The organism is Sphingobacterium corticis (assembly GCF_042684745.1).
GTDB lineage: Bacteria > Bacteroidota > Bacteroidia > Sphingobacteriales > Sphingobacteriaceae > Sphingobacterium > Sphingobacterium corticis.
The window spans coordinates 878,215-901,942 of record NZ_JBHUMA010000004.1; the positions used below are offsets into that span (position 1 = coordinate 878,215).

The 23,728-nt window shown below is 40.4% G+C and carries 20 protein-coding genes; 6 read left to right on the top strand and 14 right to left on the bottom strand.

Annotated elements, in window-relative coordinates:
- Nucleotides 1-61: 61 nt before the first annotated feature.
- Genes ACFSQ3_RS05135 through ACFSQ3_RS05155 form a run of 5 tightly spaced genes read right to left on the bottom strand, consistent with a single transcriptional unit; the run spans nucleotide 62 to nucleotide 6,010 of the window.
- Nucleotides 62-1,156 (bottom strand): glycosyltransferase WbsX family protein, encoded by a 1,095-nt coding sequence (locus ACFSQ3_RS05135; protein ID WP_380868130.1) that lies wholly within the window; start codon nucleotides 1,154-1,156, stop codon nucleotides 62-64.
- Nucleotides 1,157-1,167: 11 nt separating this feature from the next.
- Entirely contained in the window at nucleotides 1,168-1,995 is an 828-nt protein-coding gene (locus ACFSQ3_RS05140) for a glycosyltransferase (protein WP_380868131.1), read from the bottom strand.
- Nucleotides 1,996-2,028: 33 nt separating this feature from the next.
- The gene (locus ACFSQ3_RS05145) at nucleotides 2,029-3,819 is read right to left on the bottom strand and encodes an ABC transporter ATP-binding protein (protein ID WP_380868133.1); all 1,791 of its coding nucleotides are present in this window, start codon (nucleotides 3,817-3,819) and stop codon (nucleotides 2,029-2,031) included.
- A 26-nt stretch (nucleotides 3,820-3,845) separates the two neighbouring features.
- Nucleotides 3,846-4,805 (bottom strand): NAD-dependent epimerase/dehydratase family protein, encoded by a 960-nt coding sequence (locus tag ACFSQ3_RS05150; protein ID WP_380868135.1) that lies wholly within the window; start codon nucleotides 4,803-4,805, stop codon nucleotides 3,846-3,848.
- A gap of 41 nt (nucleotides 4,806-4,846) precedes the next feature.
- Nucleotides 4,847-6,010 (bottom strand): MraY family glycosyltransferase, encoded by a 1,164-nt coding sequence (locus tag ACFSQ3_RS05155; RefSeq protein ID WP_380868137.1) that lies wholly within the window; start codon nucleotides 6,008-6,010, stop codon nucleotides 4,847-4,849.
- A gap of 587 nt (nucleotides 6,011-6,597) precedes the next feature.
- Between ACFSQ3_RS05155 and ACFSQ3_RS05160 the strand changes: the two genes are divergently transcribed.
- From ACFSQ3_RS05160 to ACFSQ3_RS05175, 4 genes are read left to right on the top strand one after another with little or no spacing between them, the layout of a single operon-like run.
- Complete coding sequence (locus tag ACFSQ3_RS05160) at nucleotides 6,598-6,774, top strand: hypothetical protein (RefSeq protein WP_380868139.1); 177 nt, start codon at nucleotides 6,598-6,600, stop codon at nucleotides 6,772-6,774.
- Between the two features lie 20 nt (nucleotides 6,775-6,794).
- Nucleotides 6,795-8,639 (top strand): hypothetical protein, encoded by a 1,845-nt coding sequence (locus ACFSQ3_RS05165; RefSeq protein WP_380868141.1) that lies wholly within the window; start codon nucleotides 6,795-6,797, stop codon nucleotides 8,637-8,639.
- 46 nt (nucleotides 8,640-8,685) lie between these two features.
- Nucleotides 8,686-9,129, top strand: a complete 444-nt coding sequence (locus tag ACFSQ3_RS05170; RefSeq protein ID WP_380868143.1) for a BT0820 family HAD-type phosphatase — start codon at nucleotides 8,686-8,688, stop codon at nucleotides 9,127-9,129.
- Between the two features lie 24 nt (nucleotides 9,130-9,153).
- The gene (locus ACFSQ3_RS05175; RefSeq protein WP_380868145.1) at nucleotides 9,154-10,020 is read left to right on the top strand and encodes a DUF5106 domain-containing protein; all 867 of its coding nucleotides are present in this window, start codon (nucleotides 9,154-9,156) and stop codon (nucleotides 10,018-10,020) included.
- A gap of 80 nt (nucleotides 10,021-10,100) precedes the next feature.
- Here ACFSQ3_RS05175 and ACFSQ3_RS05180 read toward each other — a convergent pair whose 3' ends face one another.
- From ACFSQ3_RS05180 to ACFSQ3_RS05220, 9 genes are all read right to left on the bottom strand, one after another.
- Nucleotides 10,101-11,732, bottom strand: coding sequence for a hypothetical protein (locus tag ACFSQ3_RS05180; protein ID WP_380868147.1), 1,632 nt, complete (start codon nucleotides 11,730-11,732; stop codon nucleotides 10,101-10,103).
- A gap of 19 nt (nucleotides 11,733-11,751) precedes the next feature.
- Entirely contained in the window at nucleotides 11,752-11,928 is a 177-nt protein-coding gene (locus tag ACFSQ3_RS05185; RefSeq protein WP_380868149.1) for a hypothetical protein, read from the bottom strand.
- A 183-nt stretch (nucleotides 11,929-12,111) separates the two neighbouring features.
- The gene (locus ACFSQ3_RS05190; RefSeq protein ID WP_380868151.1) at nucleotides 12,112-12,849 is read right to left on the bottom strand and encodes a zinc ribbon domain-containing protein; all 738 of its coding nucleotides are present in this window, start codon (nucleotides 12,847-12,849) and stop codon (nucleotides 12,112-12,114) included.
- Nucleotides 12,849-13,946, bottom strand: coding sequence for a Nif3-like dinuclear metal center hexameric protein (locus ACFSQ3_RS05195; RefSeq protein ID WP_380868153.1), 1,098 nt, complete (start codon nucleotides 13,944-13,946; stop codon nucleotides 12,849-12,851). The genes ACFSQ3_RS05190 and ACFSQ3_RS05195 overlap by 1 nt, the downstream gene beginning before the upstream one ends.
- A complete protein-coding gene (locus ACFSQ3_RS05200; protein ID WP_380868155.1) occupies nucleotides 13,936-14,418 on the bottom strand; it encodes a hypothetical protein in 483 nt (160 codons plus the stop codon). Before ACFSQ3_RS05200 ends, ACFSQ3_RS05195 begins: the two co-directional genes overlap by 11 nt.
- Before the next feature lie 63 nt (nucleotides 14,419-14,481).
- Nucleotides 14,482-15,198 carry an SAM-dependent methyltransferase gene (locus ACFSQ3_RS05205; protein ID WP_380868156.1) on the bottom strand — a complete coding sequence of 239 codons (717 nt, stop codon included), beginning with the start codon at nucleotides 15,196-15,198 and terminating at the stop codon, nucleotides 14,482-14,484.
- Nucleotides 15,199-15,776: 578 nt separating this feature from the next.
- Nucleotides 15,777-18,653 carry an aminomethyl-transferring glycine dehydrogenase gene (gene gcvP, locus ACFSQ3_RS05210; RefSeq protein ID WP_380868158.1) on the bottom strand — a complete coding sequence of 959 codons (2,877 nt, stop codon included), beginning with the start codon at nucleotides 18,651-18,653 and terminating at the stop codon, nucleotides 15,777-15,779.
- A 258-nt stretch (nucleotides 18,654-18,911) separates the two neighbouring features.
- Nucleotides 18,912-19,799, bottom strand: coding sequence for a helix-turn-helix domain-containing protein (locus tag ACFSQ3_RS05215; protein WP_380868159.1), 888 nt, complete (start codon nucleotides 19,797-19,799; stop codon nucleotides 18,912-18,914).
- 8 nt (nucleotides 19,800-19,807) lie between these two features.
- Complete coding sequence (locus ACFSQ3_RS05220) at nucleotides 19,808-20,812, bottom strand: aldo/keto reductase (RefSeq protein ID WP_380868161.1); 1,005 nt, start codon at nucleotides 20,810-20,812, stop codon at nucleotides 19,808-19,810.
- A gap of 669 nt (nucleotides 20,813-21,481) precedes the next feature.
- On the opposite strand from ACFSQ3_RS05220, the gene ACFSQ3_RS05225 reads away from it, so the two are divergent.
- Nucleotides 21,482-22,654, top strand: coding sequence for a S41 family peptidase (locus tag ACFSQ3_RS05225; RefSeq protein ID WP_380868163.1), 1,173 nt, complete (start codon nucleotides 21,482-21,484; stop codon nucleotides 22,652-22,654).
- 156 nt (nucleotides 22,655-22,810) lie between these two features.
- Nucleotides 22,811-23,725 (top strand): dimethylarginine dimethylaminohydrolase family protein, encoded by a 915-nt coding sequence (locus ACFSQ3_RS05230; RefSeq protein ID WP_380868165.1) that lies wholly within the window; start codon nucleotides 22,811-22,813, stop codon nucleotides 23,723-23,725.
- Nucleotides 23,726-23,728: the final 3 nt, after the last annotated feature.

Genomic DNA, 23,728 nt, shown 5'->3' on the forward strand with positions numbered 1-23,728 from the left:
GGAATCTTTACTAATTCCAATATGACAACGAAGTTCTTGCAAGCAATAATTTTAGTAAAAGCTAATCTTTAGATAAAAATTGTTGGAGAGTTTCTAGAAATTTTAAACCATGTTGTCTATTTGGTTCCAGAATGTTTCCTTCTGCCCACTCATTCCATGATTTAATAAACAAAAAATTTTCCTTCAACTCACTTTCTTTCAAAAAATTTTTAGCTTTATCCAGTTGTAGATAGAGGGTTTCTGGTGTAGCATTTTTTATAACATTCCCGTTTATACCGCTCCTTGGCGTATTGTCCCAATTTGGGAGTACCATCGGATAGGTCTCCACGTCTGCTTTCACAAAATTCATCTCTGCAAAAATTTTCTTTCCATCTACTATTTGTGGTTTTCGAAAATTTTTAAAAACTGTCATAGTAGCTTTTCTAATAAGTCTCTTAAATATATTTGGTGTCTTTGCTAGATGTCGTCCCCAAGATTTGTTAAACGCGTGGGATATTTTGCCATCATAAAGCATCTTTTTGTAGCCAATCTCGTCTTCGTTTCGGTTGCTTGCTACTAGATAAATTCCATCAAAACCATCATTGCGAGCAAGCTTATTTAATTTTTCTAAATATTTGTCGCCATGTTCGTGAAGGTCGATCGGATCGTAAATTATGAAAAGTGGTTTGTTCTCAACTTTGATGTACCTATCGTCCCGAAAGAAGTTTATCAGGTAGTCATAATGTTTTTGCAGATCTTCATCACTAGGATAAGTTTGTTTAATTAAAGATTTATCCTTTAATCCATGCCAAACTCCGGTCCAACTCTCGTTCGCCCAGCAAAAGCAGAATGGAAAATTCGGGCTCTTAGTAGATAACACTTCATTAGCTACTGTTTCGAGCAACTGTTTACCATTTCCAAACCAATAGTGATAATAGACGAAGCCGTAAACGCCATACTCCTTAGCTATTTTAGCCTGTTGTTCTCGAGCTTCCGAGACTCTTAAATCATAAAAGCCAAGATCTGCGGGAAGATTAGGTTGTATGTGTCCTGAAAAAAGAGGTTTAGCTTTAGTAACATTTGTCCATTCCGTAAAGCCTTTTCCCCACCACTTGTCGTTTTCTGGAATCGGATGATACTGTGGCAAGTAGAAAGCTAATGGTTTAATTTTGGTCATATTCTGTTATTTTAGTTACTAGCTGTGCGGTAGATATAGTGTTTGATAAATGAAAAAATCCCGACAACTCCCAAGTATCGAAAGGAAAAATATTTATACAATAATTTTATTTGATCTCTTTTCGAGGGAAAATGTTTCTTAGTGTTTAGGGAAAAGATGTATAACGCAAACCCCTCAAGCCTATTGTTAATCTCTGTATATTGTATTCTATCTGGACGGTCATTCGAGAAATCTAAAAGCGATAAAAACCAATTTTTATCAGGGTTCCCATTGGAATAGTGTTTAACAGTTATTCTGCTGGTAACATAGTTTGTAAGACTTTGGCTAGCGCGCCAAGAAAGGTCAATTTCATACGCGTGAAACCCAATAAGGTTTTGGTTAAACCTAAACTTAGAAAAATTTTCCTTTTTCACTGCTAGTAGGACGCCATCTAACACTTCCACAGGTTGCGATTGATTAATTTTGTAATGATATGATTTGCCGTTAGCAACTTGAACGATATTGTACATAGACTGAGTGTTCAGTTGCCAATACCCTATCGGTGCATTAGGATAATATTTTGCACCCGCTAAACCAATAATACCACAATTTGGCAATTCAAGTTCCTCCAAAAGAATTTTACCCCAGTCGTTTGTGAAAAAATCTATATCTTCATGGCAGAACACTAAATTTTCAAAAGAAGATTTATCTGCCCCAATATTGTAAGCTTCACAAATACCATAGATGCCAGGATTATGAATTTTTATGATCTCGTAGGGAATCCCACAAGTTTTCGATATATTCTTTTCTAAAGCTTCGAAATATTGAGCGTTATATGAAGAGATAATAATTGATAACATTGATTGTGCCTTTGAATAGTTTAAGAATTAGCCCTACAACTCCTGCAGTTGCACCATTTTTTTAAATTTCAACGACGAATTTTTCAGTTCTTCAAAATCGCCGCTGCCTATAATTTGTCCATCGCTCATTAGCACCACCTTATCAGCATTTCTAACCGTTGCCAAACGGTGAGCGATAATGATAATAGTAAACTGTCCTTTTAGAGCATCAATATTTTCCTGAATTATCTTTTCCGTTTCAGAATCTAGCGCCGAGGTAGCCTCATCTAAAATAAGAATATCGACCTCTTTAAACAATTCACGAGCGATCGAAACACGTTGTTTTTGTCCACCACTTAGGTTTATTCCATTGTTGCCCAGCAATGTGTCCGACTTATCGGGCAGCGCACCCACGAACGTAGCTAAGTGCGCACGATGTATGGCATCCTCAAAACGTTTCAGATTTTCCGGCGTTTTCTCTGCCCATAGCGTTACATTATTATATATGCTGGCATTAAATATTACCGTATCTTGAGATATATAGCCAACCCGTTTTTGAAACGAATATTTATCTAAGTTTTCTAAGCTTTCGCCATTGATGTAATATTTGCCACCGTTTGTATTTAATAGGCCCGCGAGGATATTTACCATAGTAGATTTTCCACTGCCAGATTCGCCTACTAAAGCAACAGTTTGATTTTTTGCAATATCTAAATTGATACCTTTTATGATGTGGTGATCACCATAGGCAAAAGTTACGTTTTGAAACGAAAGGCTCGAATGTAGTTTTTCGTAATTTACCTTTCCATTGACTTCACGATTGGCGTCTAAATCTTTTGAAAAGGAAGCGACGTTTTCCATTGTTCCCACTTTGCCCAAGAAATAGTTGTATTGTGCTTGTAGATCGGTCACATTAGTAAGTGCGCGATAGAAGAAAAGTAAACTGACGATAATTGTGCTCAATGCGCTATCTCGAACGTAAACCTGAAGCAATATAACTGAGGCAACCACGAAAATCAATATTGGTTCGCGGATTGCCCCGGTCACAGATCCAATTTTTGCCAAACGGTAGTTGACCGATTCAATAGATTCGATATTTCCCGTTACCCGTTTCGCGTAATCTCTTACAAAACCCGTCGCTTTCAAGTACTTAAAATTGGATACCAGCTGTATGATAGTGCCTTGGTAATTGTTACTTTCTTTTACGAGCTTTCTCGATGCAGACATGGTAATTTTATAAAGCCACTGAAAAATAAAGTTGAAGAGCAAACCTCCCAAAATAATCAATATGGCGAATTCCGCGTTCATAGCGAATGCGAAGATCATGTACACAATAACCATCACCCCTTTTTGGATAATAATTAGATAATCACGAAAAGCATACAATAAGTTGTTAATCTCGTTGGTCATCAAGTTTTGAATAGCGCCAACGTCAGACTTAATAAAATAACGGAAGGATAAGCGCGAAAATTTCTCTAGTAGATTTTTACGCGTAGAAACGATAAAGTACCGCGAAACTTTAGCATCGTTGATGGATTTGATGTAATAAAACAAACCCTTAAACGAGAAAAAGGCTACCATAAGAATAAGCATATTGAGCAACGAGAATTCGATACCTACGCTAGTAAAGAAGTTCGTCAAAAAATTATCCTCTACTGCTGCTGTTGCCTCTCCACTTTCCTTGTTTGCGGCGATCTGAAATAAGGGTAAGAACATGCTCAAGCCAAGTCCATCCATTGCGCCAAAAAGAAAGGTCAACAGAATGACTACGAAAATACGATGCCGCAAATACTGATAAAAGTAAGTGAAGTTTTTAAAGTATTTGCGGATGAAAGCTTTGAACATGCTATTAAAATAGTACTTATGATAATTTATTTTCCGAACTCTGATGAAAGCGTTCTTTGCAATCCTTCTTGCATGGTATATGGCGGTTTAAAGCCCGAATTCATGGCCTTCGTTGAATCGTATTTTGTTACCGCGCAGAACTTCTTAACACGAACCGAACTGATGCTCAATTTTCTTCTGGTTAGAAAAGCAAGTACGTCAAACCCATATCCGCCCAACATTCCCAACCAATATGGGATGCTTGTAGTAGGGATTTTTTTGCCAAGTACGGCGCTAGTTTGGCGCACTAAGTCTTTAGTCGTAAAATCAGGCTTATCAACGTAATTAAAGATTTCTACACCCGGTTGTACGTCTGTTGTTAGATAGCGCAAGAATGCCGCTATATTTCCAATGTACGACATGGATTTTTGATTATTTCCTTTGCCGATTAGCATAAATCTTCCTGAGGCAATTTGTTTGAGCAAATTGTACACATTTCCCCGGTTCCCTTCCCCAAAAACGACTGTTGGCCGCACAACGCGAATTGACCAGTCCGAATGGTCTTTATACCAGTCTTGCAGCACCTGTTCGGCTTGCCATTTGCTTTTTCCATAATGATTGAATGGATCGGCTGGAAAGCTTTCGCCCGGATTATCTTTATCCAAACCATAGATGGCGACAGAACTTGTGAAAATAATTCGTTTAACACCTTGGCTATGCATGGCTTGCAATACATTACGCATACCCTGCACATTTACATCATAATAAAGCGAAATCGGAGATACATCATCTCGGTGCTCCGCCGCTAACAAAACTACAGCATCTACACCCGCCAAGTTTTTTTCTAAAGAAGGCTGATTGAGCACATCGCCCACTACGGTAAGCTCGGAATGAACGACACTCGGATTGATATCGATGTTTATAGTCGTAAAATCTTGATCCTTACTCAAAAGGTTTAACAAGTTTGTTCCGACGAAGCCTGATCCTCCAATAATTGCAATTTTCATTCAGAAAGGTTAATTAAACTGTTTTATTTTCATGCTTGAACTCACTTCAAACGATCTGTTGCTACACGATTTGTTTCATTGTTTTTCTTATAGCTAGACTCAACCTGAGGCGATTCCTTTCTTTTGATCGCCTTGTCGACGATTGTGTGAAATATGCCCCACAAGACTAAATCTGCAGCTAATACAATATTGTTGCTAATCAGTTGCACGGCCACTGCATTAAATATACAAAAAAAGCCGGCAAGCGATATAATGGTTATCATGGCTTTTTGGTGCGACATGCCCGTATCTAGTAGTTTGTGATGTATATGACTTCGGTCAGGTTTAAATAATGGAGTACCCAATCGAATTCTTACCATCATTACACGCGCTACGTCCATAACGGGAACAAATAAGACGGTAAATGCTACAACGACAGCGCCTTCAGAGAAAGGTTTGATGTGTTCATTATTCATGGCGTAGCTTACGGCTAGGAAAGACATGGAAAGCCCTAAAGTTAAACTTCCAGCATCACCCATGAAGATTTTACGCCTTTTGCGAGAAATTCCAAATACATTGTAGTGAAAAAAGGGCAATAGTAAGCCAGCGGTGATAAAAGCAAATAACGCGTGTAGCCAAGCATTATCTATCATAAATAGTGTTCCTAACACGAGGCATCCTACCAAAACCAATCCTGAACATAAGCCGTCAATACCGTCGATCAGATTAATGGCATTGATTATTAAAACGGTAACGAAAACGGTAAGCGGAATGCCTACCCAAAAAGGAATTTGTGTGATGAAAAAGACACCATAGAAATCGTTTATCCACACTCCGGATAGCGGCAAAAAGCCTGCAACCAAAATTTGCATGTACAGCTTAGTGCGCGGACTTACTCCGATTAGATCGTCAGATATTCCAACAATGAAGAGGACAACTAAGCCGCAAACAAGCCCCATGATCATAGGATAAATCTCAAACACCTCCAAGTTAAAATCGACTAATCCATTCTTGTAACATAAAATAAGTGTCATGACCATCAAAACACACTGTATAGGAACAAAAGTCACTCCGCCTAAACGGGAAACCAGTTGTGTATGTGTTTTACGGATGTCTATTGGGTCGAATAGTCGTTTTCTGTAACTAACCAACAACACATATGGTAGCAACATACGACCTAGCACAAAGGCGACCATAAATGCTGTGACGACTACGAGTATCTTCATTTTAAGTTACGTTCCTTGCAAACGATCTTTTGAGTATTTATGTCAGCACAAATATAAGGCGGTGACAGCGATATCCTAAAGCAAAATTACAAAGTCCAGCAGAAGCAAAGATCTTCCGCTTCTATTTATGTACTATTTGTAGATGCTAAGCTACATCGCATAATTTTAAATGTGAGTATGCATCTTTTTTGCAGCGCTCTCTGGATTATTTACAAGCTAGTTATTTTCTATTAAATAATAGTATTGTAAACCCGTGTTTATGTGCGTAAGTATTTAATAATTCGATATATCCGCATCGCGACCGTGTATTTTTATTCGGCTATTTTGCTTTTTCGCAAACAATTTTTCCTTGTAAAATGAATGTTGTTAACTATTGGTAAACATTTGTCAAATTTTCAAATTTACGCATATATTTTCTTGATGATGTTTTGTTATCTATCTATTTTTAAATGCTACTGTCATGCGCGTTAAATGTTGTAACATGCATATTAACAGATGTTTGACACACCTATGAGGAATTGTGATTAGAGTTATTTCATTCCATTTGATATAATTCTGAATTGATAGTGTTTGCTAATTTACCTTTTATGAGAAATGAATTGTGTACCTACGTTCCGCCAATTCTACACGTATGCTATGTAGAGATTGAGCATCCAATTGCGGCATCCTCAGCCACCGTATCTCCAAGTAACGATATGGCTAACCAGCCTACCATTACCGAGTGGGAGATCCGCGCAGAGCATTATGAATCTTTTGACTTGTAAATCAATTAAGAAATAATGTCATGGAAAATATGTTCATTTTGCGTCGAGTTGGTAGGAATCCATCGCGCTTAGCCACCTATTTGTTATTTGTGCCAATGATATTCGGATGTCAAAAGCGGTCTTCTACAGAAGAAGTTCATCCGGAAAACATTACGATGCTAACTGTGCAAGTCGGCATTAGCGAGAATTCGCTTACTGATGCGGAACCGATTGCTCGTGCATCTGCTGAGTTTCATAAGGCAGGACTATCTAAATCAGTTAATAATTCGATGAACGATGCGATTAGTCAGGAATATGCAGAAGGTAAAGCATTTGATGCGATTACTTCGGTGTTGCCTGAGCAAGCGACGGAGTCTGGGGTGCGTGCATTAGCTAGCGCAAAGAGAATAAATGATTCGAAGGCTGCAGTATCAAAGCCTATGCCGGTCGGAGTTAAATTTAGGCTTGTGCTGTATAAAATCGGCGCACAAGGCGAAGTGTTTTGGCGTCAAAAAATGCTTAGGTCTTCAACGAGCTCTCCTACGGATACCACACAACAAATTGATGTCGTTCGTGGAGATACTTATCGATGGGTTGCTTATTCCTACAACTCGACAGCAGATATTCCTCCACTAACGGACTTAAGCAGTAATGCCGACGTGACCACAGGAGAGAATTCTGAATTTATCTACGCAACAGGTAGAGTTACCATTTCCACGGCGGGCGTACACCCCCTTCGTATTAACTTTAACCATAAAGTGGCTCGCCTTGCGGTAGAGGTAGATACGCGCGGATTATTTGCCGACAGCATCAGAGATCTGAATGTAAGCATTGTCAACCCTTCTCAGTTAGGATTTACAAGAGGTCGATTTCGATTAAGAGATTCTGCGATTATTTCGTCGCAGGCTTATACCTTGCCGGCACAATTTTCACTAAGCCGTTTCAAAAATGCTGCGGATAACGCACTGAATCGAAAGGTTTTGTACCTGTATTCTGCGACACCTGTAAATGTAAATGCAGTCGGTGTACAGCTTAGATCCATTACCACTTGGATGGAGGATGCTAATATAACGCGGATATTCTCAAACGTCAACCAAACATTTAGCTTTCCCAACGTGCAGATCAATTCAGGACAAACCTACAATGCCAAAATAGATTTAATTGAATCTGCCTTGCGTATAGGGAATGTGGCCTGGGCAAGGAGTAATTTGTACTATAAATCAACTCCGCAAGGTGTGCCAATATCCAACGAACCACATCGCTTTAGAAGTACTACGCGGCACGATGATTCTCGGGAATCCTTTTTTCCATTTCGATCAAATTCCCCTTTTTGGTATGGCGTAAACGATGATCCATGTTCGCAAGTCTATCCAACTTCCCGCCCTAGGGATGGGCTGAGCATTTGGAGACAGGCCAATATAAATGACTTCAATACATTAGGCGCTTCTCCGGTCGCATTAACAACGACGCCCTCATCGTTGGCTACTTATCATGTTGTTCCGCAGTCATCTTTGGGTTATTTGGAATACACCGCAGAGGGAACCGTTGATCCTTACGGGACGAATAGGCTTCGTTTTAACATGAATGGCTATGGTACACAAATTGAATTGCTGGGACAGCTTGTTAGGATTCAAGGAACACCTATTGGAAGAGGCACTCAAGTTTATCTCTGGTCAAATTCTCGAGTAATCGAAGGAAGTCTTGTTAATTTGGGAGCATACTATTATAACGCTTTTCGGGTTCCAAACTCAGCACTTTACGGTCCTCACAACGACGTATCTCCTAGTGCAGTAAGCATTTTATCAATCGGTGCGTTGGGAGGAAGTTTGATTCAATCCTGGTTTATGAATGTACGTTGCGTGCGGAGAGAAGCGCCAACGATTTAACAGCGTGCAGAAAATGCTATATTTGTTCGAACCGAAAGATTAAAACATGATCATAGCAGTCGATTTTGATGGAACAATTGTCGAGCATCGTTACCCTAAGATTGGTAAACCTATTCCTTTTGCGATCGAAGTTTTGCTAAAGCTTCATCAGGAGAGACATACGTTAATTTTGTGGACCGTGCGTGAGGGTGAATTACTTCAGGAAGCCATCGACTATTGTGCTTCGAAAGGATTGACTTTCTACGCGCACAATGCTAATTTTCCAGAAGAAGAAATCAGTACCGCATCTCGTAAATTGACTGCTGATTTATTCATTGATGATCGGAATTTGGGCGGGCTACCAGATTGGGGTTCTATTTATAAAGCTATCGTCGCCATGCGGCATGGAGAGAAAGACATTGTTTCCGTTTTATACAACTTACGGGGAGTGCAAAAAAGCGGGTATGGAAAGAAGGGTGGCTTATTTGCCTCATTATTTGGAAATAGATAATTATTGATTGCCTAACAGCATATTATGGTAAAATCGGCTATCGTTTGGATTTTTGTACTGGCTACTTCATTGATGGGTTGCGGTGAGCGTGCAAAAGAAAGTGACCAGGTTCCAACAATTTTAAATTACTGGGAAGCGTACGATTTTAGCGATACGACCAACTTTCAAACACCAGATGTCGGCGAGCAGGCTGTTGTCGACTTTTTAGATCTTGCGCAACGAAGCGAATATTCCAATTATGTGGAAGCGATTAACAATACGTTCGATAGAGCTTCCAAGACGCCGACTGCATTAAAATACCTATTAGACAATTTTGAAAGATACCTGTACGATCCGAATTCGCCAATGTACAATGAAATGCTTTACTTTCCTGTGTTAGCATTTGTTTCCAAATCGAATTTATTTGAAGAGTATGAGCGGGCGAGATTTTCGGAAAGATTGAATTTGTTGAAAAGAAACAATCCGGGATCTAAAGCGGCAAATTTTTCCTATCAAACGCCAGACGGAACGAAAAATGATTTGTATAGCCAAATCGAGATTCCTACGCTATTGTTTTTCTATGAGCCAGGCTGTGGAGGATGTGCGGACGCTATCGATAAATTGCATGCTACTCCCGAGGTGAAATCATGGGTGGAGCGTGGTGATGTGGCCATCTTAGCTATATATGCTACAGCCGATCAGAAATCTTGGGAAGAATATCAGCCATATATTCCTAGCTATTGCGTAAATGGCATCAATCTCGATAAGTCGATTATCGGGCACAATCTATACGACCTAAAGGCTTCGCCTACCTTTTACCTATTAGACGGTAAAAAGGATGTCGTATTGAAAGACTGTAGTTTGGAGGATGCTGTTCAGCTTTTAGCAGAATCTATACATGCGCCCAACTAATTCCGTTAGGCAGCATGCTAGATAATTATTTGTTTTTCCTGTTCCCAAATTTCAGAAACTTTTGGTCACTATGTCAGTTTTTAATCTGCTTTCACACACCTAATCGAAAGCGCTACATTGTCGTCAAGTGGTTGAAAACCGAACGTATAAATATTTGGTCCAATCTGCATACTTTCAAAAGCATTTCCATTTTTTAACATATACCAAGCGGTGGTGTTTACATCGTTGGGATTACTATTGTCATTGTATATTCCTTCAAACGATATAAATAGATAATTCTCCGCTTGATTCGGCTTTACCTGTGTTCCGAAAAACATTCCATGCCTACCCGTGCCTTCATAATTTTCTTCTACGTAACGTAGTGGGGCATATACATTTGGCCCGGGATGACCTTTTGCTTGTGGCTCAGTCGCCGTGCGAATATTTTCCATTTCGGATCTATTTGGCAGACGCCAACTATTTTCCGGTGACACCTTTGTACACGGATCACCAGATCCGCCGTTGAGCTCAAATCGTGGCCGCTGATTATTCTCCCCCCAGCCTTTACTATCTAAATCTGTTCTTCTAGCTTTGATGTAGTCTTTGAACCAATAGCTACCTCGACCAGATCCTGAAAAGCGATAGGTGTCGGTTTCCCAGTCGTACAACAGATTTCCAGGAGCATAAATGGTATTCCCTAATTCGATACCCGGATCCTCATCTGGAGTAAATGTCTTTACGTTAAGAGTTAAGGTGTATTTAACGCCCGGCGTCAATGGAATGTTTGGAATACTAATTCCGCGCTTAGTGATGCCATTTATAGTAATTTCGTCTAGGGTCAACGTACTAGCACTAGATCCATTATTACAGATGATCACAGGGTTGCTTGTAGCGTTTGAGCTCGGCTCCAATGGGAACGGTAGGAGTTTTCCGTTAAATGCTTTAGTCCCATAATCCGCTACTTGTCCAGTTGAAACCGCTATTTTAGGATTTACATAATGATCGCTTATTCTTGCCAAAACCTTTTGCACTTGTCCGATTTCGGTAGCATTAATATTGGTAGTGATTTGACTAAATTGATGTTTCATCACCGCATTCAGATCGTTTCTCCCTGACTCCAGTGTAATCGTTTTTTTGAAATAGATGAAATCCATATCACCAGATATGTTATCAAATAGGGACGCCGAAAGTTTGTTTGATGGAGCAGATGGAACGTTTTCCTTGCTCATTATAGAGTATAAAACAAAAGTGTATGTTTCCCCGCCATTTAGCGTGGAGATGTTATTCGAGGCCTGACCCACCGTGAAAATGGTGTCAATCATTTTAGTCTCTTCGGCATCATATATTAATAAGCGATATTTGATTCCATTTTCTAGTTTAGATACGGAAGGATGTGTTTCAGACGCAGTCGAAGCCCTCTGTTCTGTAGTTGTATTGCGAACGTTGGAATGATAATCACTTCCTTGTCCGGTCGGAGATAGAGTTAATGAAACGCCTAATCCTTCACCCCACGGAATCTCCAGGGTAGTGCTGCTTAAATTGATCAGTTTTGGGTCGCTTGTTGCAGAACGATGCGCTGTGGTATTATTATTTTGGTTGTTTAGGTTTTCTTCAAAAAGTTCTAAGCCGATAATATTGATATTAATTGATGTATTCTCCTGAAGATAGTTTTTATCGCAGGCGATAAGCAATGAAGAAAGAAGTGCGAAGTAAATATGAATTCTAATTTTCATAATAGTTGACATTGATCTTTTACCAATAAACTTCTTGTTGATCTTCGATAGAGTCTTCCCAAACGTGTTGCATGTCCTGATCGGACGTTGGGTAAACATCTACTTTTACTGAACCAGCGGCTATGCTGTAATCGAGCTCAATAATCATCACATCTACTTTAGGTGCGATGTAGTCAAGGCGGTTTGGTGTTGCCATTATTTTAATTGTTTATTCAAAGAATACATAACAGTATATCCTTTATGACGCGCAAACATAGCTGAATTTTAGGTGTTTAAACACCAAATAATGGAGAGTATTTTTTTTTGTAGTGGGGTTACTACAAAAAGAAAAAGTCCTCAAGGGAAAATTGAGGACTTTTAAAAAAATGAGTGTTTTTGACTACGCTTCTTCCGAAGCGATTTCTTCGTCAACAAGGATACGACCACAGTGTTCGCATACCAATATTTTCTTGCGTTGTCTGATTTCTGACTGCATTTGCGCAGGAATTTTGTTGTGACAACCTGAACAAGCATCGCGATCGATAGAAACGATTGCTAAACCATTACGGAACGAGTTGCGCAATTTATTAGAAACTTTCAACAAACGCTCTTCGATGTTACTCTCGGAAGCTTCTGCTTGTTTTAAAAGGCCATCTTCTTCTTTTTGAGTTTCAGAAGTGATGTTCTCCAATTCTTGTTTCTTCACATCCAACTCCCCTTTGCTGTAGTTCACGTTGCCTTCGGTAGTTTCGTAAAGCTCGGTTTTGTTGTTGATTTCGTATTCTGCTTCGCGAATGCGTTTTTCACAAACTTGGATTTCTAAGCCTTGTAGCTCGATTTCTTTCGTGATTGCATCGTACTCACGATTGTTTTTTACTTCGTTTAGTTGCGCTTCGTATTTTTTGATCGCTGCTTGCGCATCTTTGATCATATTTTTACGCGATACAATAGAATCTTCCAATTCGTCCAACTCGCTACGAATTTTTTCGTTGCGTGTTTCCAAACCGGCAATTTCATCTTCAAGATCAGCAACCTCGATAGGCAGTTCTCCCCTAACCTGGCGAATTTTATCAACTTTGGTATGGATCGATTGCCATGCCCATAAAGCTTTTAGTTTTTGTTCTACAGTTTGTTCCATTAAATAAAGTACTTTATCGGATTTGTCTCTGTTTCAGTCAACAGGACAGCAAAGTTAGCAAATTTTTTCTGAATTATTTCCAACAATAATTCCTGCGTAAATTGTTCACTTTCGTAGTGCCCAATGTCCGCAATAATAAGATCATCTTCGGCATCGAAAAACTCGTGGTATTTATAGTCCGCCGTTATAAATACATCTGCGCCAGATTGTTTCGCTTCGCGTAAAAATTGACCGCCGGAACCGCCACAAACCGCTATGCGTTGAATAGGTTTATCAAGCAAATGTGTATGACGAATCACTTGCACGTTCAATCGATCTTTCAGGTAACCCAAAAATGCTTTCGGATTCATCGCTTCTGGAAGATTTCCAATGGCGCCAGCGCCAATGCTCGAAACAAGATTCTCTAAAGCGATGATATCATAAGCGACTTCTTCGTATGGATGCGCTGAAAACATGGCCACTAAAATTTGACGCTCGCGATAAGCTGGATAAACAACTTCAATCTTCGTTTCCTCCACGCGCTCTTGCGCGCCAACTTCACCAATCGTTGGGTTTGCATTTTCTAGCGGACGGAACGTTCCGTAACCGGCTGTATTGTAACTGCACTCGTCATACTCGCCTACATGACCGGCACCTGCATCAAATATAGCTTGCCGAACTTCCTCAACATGCGTCCGTGGAACAAAAACGGCAAGCTTCTTAAGGATCCCTTTCTTGGGAGAAAGTATAGAAACGCTTTCCAAACCTAACTTTTCAGCAATCTTCGAATTTACGCCACCTAAAACATTGTCTAAATTTGTGTGGATGGCGTATAATGCGATGCCATTTTGAATCGCTTTCATTACCGTCCGCTCCACGTAATTGCTTCCCGTAAATCGTTTCAAACCTTTGAAAACGATGGGATGATGTGAAATAATAATGTCACAACCTTTTGCAATCGCTTCATCGACGACATCTTCCGTGCAATCTAAAGAAATTAATGCGCGGTGAACTTCGTCATTTGAGTTTCCTACAATCAAGCCAGAGTTGTCATACGATTCTTGGTAACTCAATGGAGCGATTTGCTCTAAATAGTTTGTTAATTCCTTAATTGTCATCTGTTTTCTTATTTAGCTTGTCCATTTTCCACGTTTCGTGATCTAAAATCAAATTCTTGAATTGTGAAATTTTGTACCAATAAGATATAAAATAAGTGAGGCAAAGAATGAATGCCAACAACCGAATGAAGTCCGGGAAAAAGGGAATATTATAAATTAAAAACGACCAAGCATATCGATTTCCTACATTCAAACTTGGCATTTCTTCCACAGCAACTTTGCGGTCGAAGAATTCATTGTTGAAGGAATACGATAACCGTTTCGCAACTTCGAAGTTCCAAAAAATATTGAATAGCGGTACAGCCAAAAACCACGCTTGATTGGGTAGCATGGAGCGATTTTCCGATTTAATTGTCAGTAATGTTTGGCGGACGCTATACGCAAACCATATCCAGACGCCGAGAATTGTCAGCATCACGTATATGGTCAGGCGCTGCATTTCGGCCATTAACTCAGGAGATAATTCGGACATTCTTTGCTATTTATGTAATGTTGTTGCTATACTATTTAGACGATCTTTTTAAATGTACGCATATTAAGAAGCATATAACAGAAAAATAGTTGGTTTTTTGTGGATGTCAATCGGTTTTCGGCGCTTCCAATGTTCCACAGTTTGGGAAATAATCAATTCATCATCCGCGGTCAGGTTACATGCTACGCAAATCTTCGTTGTTGGTTTGCAGGTGCGAAGCAGCTCTTCCAGCAATTGATTATTACGGAAAGGTGTTTCGATAAAGATTTGGCTGACGTGTTCTTTCGCTGACGCTGATTCCAAACTTTTGATCTTTTGGCTTCGCGCAGCTTTATCGATCGGCAGATAGCCCCAGAATGTAAACTGCTGACCATTAAATCCGGATGCCATCAAAGCAAGCAGAATAGAACTTGGTCCGACTAAAGGGCAAACGTGGATACCACGTTTATGAGCTTCTGCGACAATTACAGCGCCTGGATCTGCAACGCCAGGACAGCCTGCGTCGGACATCAAACCAACATCTTTTCCAGCTATCAAATTTTGGAAAAGTTCATTGTAGTTTACTTTATCTCTGACGTGCTTTCCATAGTCATGAATAACTAAATCGCTTTGCGGAGTTTTAATTCCAGCCTGCTTTAAAAAGCGACGAGCTGTTTTCTCATTTTCCACAATATATTCGTCTACGGATTGGATAATATCCTGATGTAAGATCGTGTAAGATGCTTTTTCCGCACCTTCTGCCAATGGTACTGGTATCAAATAAAGTTTTCCCGAAGCCATGCTGCAAAAGTAGGGATTTTATTGTGGATTGGGTTAGTACGTGAAGATGTTGGGAAGTTTATAAGGTTAATGAGAGTTTATGGAGTTGATAAGCTTGAGGTTGTTGATTTGCGTAGCTGTTTTTTTATAATCACGGCACTAAAGCCGTCATTGCGAGGAGGAACGACGCGGTAGTCTAATTATTGGAGTTGATATGGATGAGGTTAATAGGTTTGTAAAGCTGTGAAGTTGTTGATTAGTAAAGCTGTTTTTTTTATAATCACGGCACTAAAGCCGTCATTGCGAGGAGGAACGACGCGGCAACCTAATTGCTGGTGTTGATATGGTTGTAATTTCGTGATGTCATTGGATTGCTTCACACTTCGATTCTAGGGTTCGGAATGACGGAATTTCTTAATCGTATAAATTCTGGTTGAAAACTTTCCTTTCCCCAGTCTTGATTTAGCTTCGCTGAGCACTTCGTGGTTTGCCAAACTTTTATCAAGAAAAGTTTGAAAAGTAGTGGTTTCACATGAAACCATAAAAAATGGGTTTGCCGAAAAGCAAACCCATTTTTCAATATAACGATAAACCTCAGCTTATGCTTCGACTTCTTCGTACGCCTCAATTGGAGGACAAGAACAGATTAATGTACGGTCACCTTGCGATTCGTTCACGCGGCTAACCGAAGGCCAAAATTTGTTCTCACGTAAGTATGCTAATGGGTAAGCAGCTTCTTGACGGCTGTATGGTCTTTCCCATGCATCGTCGATAACCACCTGCGCGGTGTGCGGTGCATTTTTCAACAAGTTGTTTTTAGCATCCACTTCTCCAGCTTCTACCGCAGCAATTTCCTGACGAATAGCAATCAATGCATCGCAGAAACGGTCTAACTCGGCTTTTGATTCTGATTCAGTCGGCTCAACCATCAAAGTGCCCGCAACCGGGAAAGAAACAGTTGGTGCGTGGAAACTGTAGTCCATCAAGCGTTTTGCGATATCTGCAACCTCAATGCCTATATTTTTAAAGCCACGACAATCCAAAATCATTTCGTGCGCACAACGGCCGTTTGCACCAGCGTATAATACTGGATAGTGGCCTTCCAAACGCGCTTTGATGTAGTTTGCATTTAGAATAGCCGTTTTAGTTGCTGTCGTTAATCCGTCGCCACCCATCATCGCGATGTATGCGTGAGGAATAACTAAGATGGAAGTCGACCCGAAAGGAGCTGCAGAAACAGCGCTGATTCCTTCTTTGCCAGAAACGGGAACAACCGTATGATTTGGTAAGAATGGCACCAAATGTTCGGCAACGCCGATCGGGCCCATACCAGGACCACCACCGCCGTGAGGAATACAGAATGTTTTGTGCAAGTTTAAGTGACAAACATCTGCGCCAATAAAGCCCGGGCTAGTCAATCCAACTTGTGCGTTCATGTTTGCGCCGTCCATATAAACTTGTCCGCCGTGCTCGTGGATGATTTTACAGATTTCGATAATAGGCTCTTCGAACACGCCGTGCGTTGACGGATAAGTCACCATCAAAGAATGCAAATTATCGCTGTGTTCTTCTGCTTTCGCTTTCAAATCTGCCACATCGATATTTCCGCGCTCATCACATTTTACAACAACAACTTTTAATCCAGCCATCGAAGCCGAAGCTGGGTTTGTTCCGTGTGCCGAAGCGGGAATCAAACAAATGTTGCGGTGCGCTTGTCCTTTGCTTTCCAAATAAGCTTGAATAACCATCAATCCAGCATATTCACCTTGAGCGCCTGAATTCGGTTGGAAGGACATTTTAGCAAAACCTGTAATTTCTGCCAACCATTGATTCAACTCATCCAACAATTGCATATATCCAGAAGTTTGATCCGCTGGCGCAAATGGATGTAAGCTGCCGAAACGCGCCCAAGTAACCGGAATCATTTCTGAGGTAGCATTCAATTTCATCGTACATGATCCCAACGGAATCATCGAATGACAAAGCGAAAGATCTTTTGCTTCCAATGATTTGATGTAGCGTAACATTTCACTTTCAGAATGGTAGCTATTAAAGATTGGATGCGTTAAATATGCTGATTGACGAACTAAATCAGATGGAATCACGTCAGTCAATTGATCAACGAATGGATCTAAATCCACCTCGTTAACCGACAAACCTTTGATTTTCGCAAATACCTTGACGATCGTTTTAATGTCTTCGAAAGTGGTTGTTTCGTCGATAGAAAGGCTGACAAATTCTTCTTCGTAGAAGAAGTTCAACTCGTTGTTCAACGCTTCGCTTTTCAAATTACCAGCTTGTCCTGCAACGTGAAAACGCAATGTATCAAAGTACGATTCATTCGTTTGTACATATCCTAAGCTTTGAATCGCTTGATCTGCCAAACGCGTTAGATCGTGAATACGCGAAGCGATATTTTTAATTCCTTTCGGACCATGGTAAACAGCGTAGAAAGAAGCCATGATCGCCAAAAGTGCTTGCGCTGTACAGATATTCGAGGAAGCTTTATCACGACGAATGTGCTGTTCGCGCGTTTGCAATGCCATACGAAGAGCATATTTTCCACTTGCGTCGGAAGTTACACCGATAATACGACCTGGAATAGAACGTTTGAAAGCGTCTTTCGTAGCAAAATATGCTGCGTGTGGACCACCGAAGCCCATCGGTACGCCGAAACGTTGGCTGTTACCCACAACGACATCAGCTCCCCATTCTCCCGGAGGAGTTAACAGCGCTAATGAAAGTAAGTCCGCAGCAACCGCAGTGGTAATGTTTTTTTCCGCAGCAGCTTCGACCAAAGCTTTGTAATCGCTTACAGCACCTGATGCCGCAGGATATTGAAGCAATAAAGCAAAAATATCTTCTGTTAAGCTTTCCGTAGTCACATTCGTTACGCGAATTTCAATGCCAAATGGCGTTGCGCGTGTGCGCAAAACGTCCAGCGTTTGAGGGAATATATCCTCGCTAACTAAGAATGTATTTGCTTGTTTGTTTTTGCGTGCGCTGTACAACATGAACATCGCTTCTGCCGCAGCAGTCGCTTCGTCCAATAACGAGGCGTTCACGATTTCCATTCCGGTTAGGTCAGAAACCATGGTTTGGAAGTTTAGCAATGCTTGCAAACGACCTTGTGCAATTTCCGCCTGATACGGTGTATACTGCGTGTACCATCCTGGATTTTCAAAAACGTTACGCTGAATAACACCTGGAAGAACGACATTATAGTAACCTTGCCCGATGAAAGATTTGAAAACTTTATTTTTCTCAGCAATATTTTTCACACGCTCTAGATACGCGACTTCGCTAAGGGCTTTCGGTAGCTTCATGTCTGGTCGAACGATCGGCGCCGGAACGGTCTGTTCGATCAATTCATCCAAAGAAGAAACCCCTAAAAATTGTAACATCTCGTCTACTTCTGTAGCACGTGGCCCATTGTGACGATCTTCAAATTTTTCACTGTAAAATATGTTGCTCATGTTTGCGCTTAACTTGTTCTTTTACACATCTATAAACCTGCTCAGTTAGCAGTTTTTTGAAACACCTGTTTTACCTAGCGTTTTCGACCGCAAAAATACGATTTTTATTCGCGAAAAAAGAGTGACCTCTGTCATTTGTTGTACGTAACTATTTGAGCATCTTTTCAGCTGGTTTGTTAGGGACAAGTGCGCAACAGGAAAACTTGAAAATACGCAGCGATCAAGTGAATCTACAAAAGAAACAATGATCTGCTTTGGTTAGTTAAAAGCCTGACGAAATGCTAATGGCGATAAACTAGTTTTCTTTTTAAACAAAGTGCTGAACGATTGCGCATGCTCGAAGCCGAGCGCGTAAGCAATTTCGCTGATCGAAAGATTCGTGGTAGATAGTTTTTCTTTCGCTTTCGCGATCAATTTTTCGTGAATGTGTTGCTGGGTATTTTGACCGGTGTGTACACGAAGCATATCACTTAAGTAATTCGGTGAAAGATTCATTTCTGATGCGATGTACTGAACGGTTAATAATGCTTTCACATCACTTTTGAAGTAATTATCAATCAATTGTTCGAATCGTTCGAGCAATGCCGAATTATTTCCTTTTCGGGTAAAAAATTGACGTTCATAGAATCGATCAGAGTATTTTAATAAGCTTTCAATATGCGTCAAAATAATATCCTGCGTATGCTTGTCAATATGTCGACATTCCTTGTCAATCTTGTGAAGAATTTCAATCAAATCGGCTTCTTCCTCCGCGGATAAATGCAGCGCTTCATGAACGGCATAATCAAAGAAGCCATATTGATGAATGCTGTTCGCTAGCGCATGTTGCAGTAGAAAATCCGGATGAAAAATTAGCAAATAACCGGATCCGCATTCCATGGTTTGCAGATCCAGTTGTTGTACTTGATTAGGTGCTGTAAAACTCAGAACACCTTTATCGTAATCATAATGTTGCTGCCCATACCTGATTTTACCTTTTGCATCGCGCTTGAGTGCCACACAGTAAAATCGGTTGACAAAACTCTTCCAAATATCCGATTCGGAAAAGACACTATCTTCTAAATTGATAACGCTCACGAGCGGATGGTTTGGCTCCGGCAAAGACAGCAGCTTGTGAAATTCGGATATAGAATTGATGGAGTTCATAAACAAATTTAATCAATTAGTCCCATACTGAATTCGTCGTACGGCGCTCCAGTGTCGGTGCCCAAAGGCACAATACTTTCCAACAAGGCAAGATCGGATTCGGATAATTTAACGTCAGCTGCGGCAAGATTTTGCTCCAAATATTTTCTGCGTTTTGTGCCGGGAATTGGTACGATACCTTTGCTGACGATCCAAGCTAACGCTAATTGCGATGATGTGATATTCTTTTCGGCAGCCATTTTCTCAATAGCTTTCACCAACTCAAGATTCTTGTTGAACATATCGCCTTGAAAGCGCGGTATTGCTCGGCGAAAGTCCTTTTCCGGCAAATCGTTTACGCTTTTAATGTCACCTGATAGAAATCCACGTCCCAACGGGGAATATGCCACGAAACCAATGCCCAACTCTTTAAGAGTTGTCAATAATCCACGCTCTTCCACCGTTCTCTCAAACAAGGAATATTCGCTTTGAACAGCACTTATTGGATGGATCGCGTGCGCGCGTTTCACGGTTTCAGGAGAAACTTCCGACAAGCCGATATAACCAACTTTTCCTTCTTTGACTAGTTCCGCCATTGCTTCTACCGTTTCCTCAATCGGCGTACTTTTGTCAAGACGATGTAGGTAATACAAATCAATGAAATCGGTCTTAAGATTCTTCAACGAACGCTCTAATGATTTTTTAACGTATTCCTTTTTACCATTGATCGCCCAAGTTACTTTATCATTGTCGTCGATTTCCCAACCGAATTTGGTTGCTAAAATGTATTGATCACGTTTTCCTTCTATTGCTTTCGCGATAAGCTGCTCGTTTTTGAATGGACCGTAAAGATCGGCGGTATCCAAAAAATTGCCGCCCAATTCCAATGATCGATGTATCGTAGCGATCGCTTCTTGTTCATCTGCCGGTCCGTACATATGTCCATCTTCGAACCCGGTCATGCCCATGCAGCCCAATCCGATCGGAGGCACAGCCAAACCTTGTTGACCTAGTAAAATGTGTTTCTTTTCCATGATTCAAATTTCAGGAAAGTGAATCGCTGGAATGTTTGCAAATCCCTGAAGCTTGTAATCAAATCGGGGCTAGGTGTTTTATGACTCAGGACATTTAAATAAAGAATCACATAATGATAAGTAATTCTATAGAGCAGGTTTTGCTGGGGAGTTTATACAGTTTGAGCATCATTCTCTAAAAGATTTTTTACAGGAAAAATGCGCCATTATTTATTTGTTAATAGAGTTACTATAATTATTGGACTGAATAGCGTGATCGCAATTATAGAATAAACTACGATCTTAGCTCTTTTGCTCGGGACATAACTGAAATATGGGCTCGTTCCATCTATCTTAGAAACCTTCATCTTGTGCACTAGAATGAATGAAAATGTGTACCAAACTATGATTGAGATCAAAGCAAATATTGCGGTAAATCTGCTTTTTCCGCCTCCCTTGGGTAAATCGGTGCCTTTTAAAAAATCCTCCAGTGCATCAATAGAGAAGAATAGGCTCATAAGTGCGAAATCTGTACAAGCGACAAGAAAAAATAGAGCGTTGTGCCATGGCAACTCGTTTTTCTTTTGAAAATTTTGAAAGATGACGAAAAAGAATTTTTAGAATAATTTGCACATAAATGGAGTTATCAAAGACAAATATGTGTTTTTTTGAGGAAATTATATCTTATCAATGCTGAATGTGTTATTAACCATCATCTTTTGTTTCGTTGCAATAGTCAATCTTTCGGCGCAGGAAGCGGACAACGTTAGCGATTTAGATTTTCTGTATAAGGAAATTCGGAAAATGCCTTCCTACAAAGCTCAATTGAAGGGAAGTAGATCATATCGTAAGCTTTATTTAAAACTTCGGAAAGAACTTCAAACAGCCGATGATTTGGAAGCTTATAAAAAATTGGCGCAATTAATTTATCCGATTAAAGACAACCATTTAGGTTTTTGGGTTAAGCCGGGATCAAATCTTGAATTTCAGTATCCAAGTATTGATTCCAATCGTTCTGAATTAATTCGAAATTACGCGACGAATAATGATGATGAATTAGAGGGCATTTATATCCATCGGTTAAAAAAGGATACGTTTTTATGTGTCATTAAAGATGAAAGCATATACCATTTTCGAAATAAGCGATCTGGTCAATTAGAACTAATTTTGATGAAAGGTAAGGATGGAGCTTCAGATGTTATCCATTTAACGAATCCTCCTTTCGTATTTTATCTAAATCGAGGAGTGAGACTGATAAATGGTAAATTAGGCAATTCTAGTTACGTGAAGGTATCTGAGAAGGCCTATGCACCCAAACATTTTGGAAAAGAAGATTACGAGTACCGAAAGTTGGGCGAAGAAATAGGGTATTTAAGGTTGGGTAGCTTTAAATCCAACTATAGAAATATTGGCATCGCTACGCGGTTTTTAAGTAATGTTCGTTCGGAAATAACTGCACAAAATCTTATTGTCGATCTTCGAGGCAATAGTGGAGGTGGATACAAAACATCGAAGCAATTTCTGGCTTTTTTAAAGCAATATAGCGGACAACTATTCATCCTGCAAAATAGCAGTACGGTTAGCAATGCGGAACAATTTATCTTAGCGCTTAAAGGAAAGAAGAATGTCGTCTCGCTTGGAGAAACTACGCGCGGAATGCTGACCTACGGAAGTAATTATGGCAAGGAAATCACTTTGCCTAGCGGTCGTTTCGTTTTTTACCCGACGGATATGAAGGGTTTGAAAAAACACCTTGCTTACGAAAACGTCGGCATACAGCCGGAGATTCCGTTGGACGCTTTTGGAGCAGATTGGTTAGATCAAACTGTTCATTATATCAGAAACAAAACATCGCCCGAATAGAAAGTTAAATCGATCTTTGCATCCTCGTTCGTTCTAAAGAAATTATTAGATAATTAACGCAACCGATTGATCCCACGTATGGTAGACCCAATTCCAATAACTCCCAATAAATTTCCTTAAATTTAGATGGAACCCGAACCTTTACAAGGAGCTGTTATGATGAAAATATCTGTCCGAAACGAAACCAGTAAATTAAAATCTGTCATCTTGGGAACGGCCGTTTCCAACGGCGCAACGCCAACACAGGATGAAGCATACGATCCAAAATCCTTGGAACACATCAAAGCAGGAACTTATCCGAAAGAAGCGGATATGGTGTCTGAAATGGAGGCTTTTCGTGCTGTGCTTGAAAGACACGATGTGCAGGTTTTGCGGCCGGAGTTGGTGGAAAACATGAATCAGATTTTTACGCGAGACATAGGTTTTGCGGTCGACGATCTATTTATCAAAGCCAATATTCTACCCGATCGGGCAGATGAGTGGACTGCTATCCAACATATCGTTGAGCAAATCGATCCGGCGAAAGTCATCTTTCCACCGGAAGAAGTGCATGTGGAAGGTGGCGATGTGCTAGTTTGGAATGATCATCTGTTTATCGGAACATATTCCGGCGATGATTACAGCGAATTGAATACCGCGCGAACAAACCTGCAAGCTATCGATTTCATGCGTGAACTCTTCCCGAATAAAAAAGTGAAATCCTTCGATTTAATCAAATCCATGACGGATGCGCGAGCCAACGCATTGCATTTAGACTGTTGTTTTCAGCCTGTTGGATACGATAAAGCTATCATCTTCGAAGGTGGATTTAGAGATCAGGAGGAATGCCGTTATTTGGTCGATTTATTTGGAGAAGAAAATTTGTTTCGGATCACCGCCGAGGAGATGTACCAAATGTATAGCAATGTCTTTTCTATTTCTCCCGAGGTTGTTGTTTCCGAACAGCGCTTTACGAGATTGAACCTTTGGCTTCGCGAGCAAGGATTTCAAGTCGAGGAAATTCCTTACCACGAAATTGGAAAACAGGAAGGATTATTGCGCTGTTCTACGTTGCCACTTTATCGCGAGTAAACC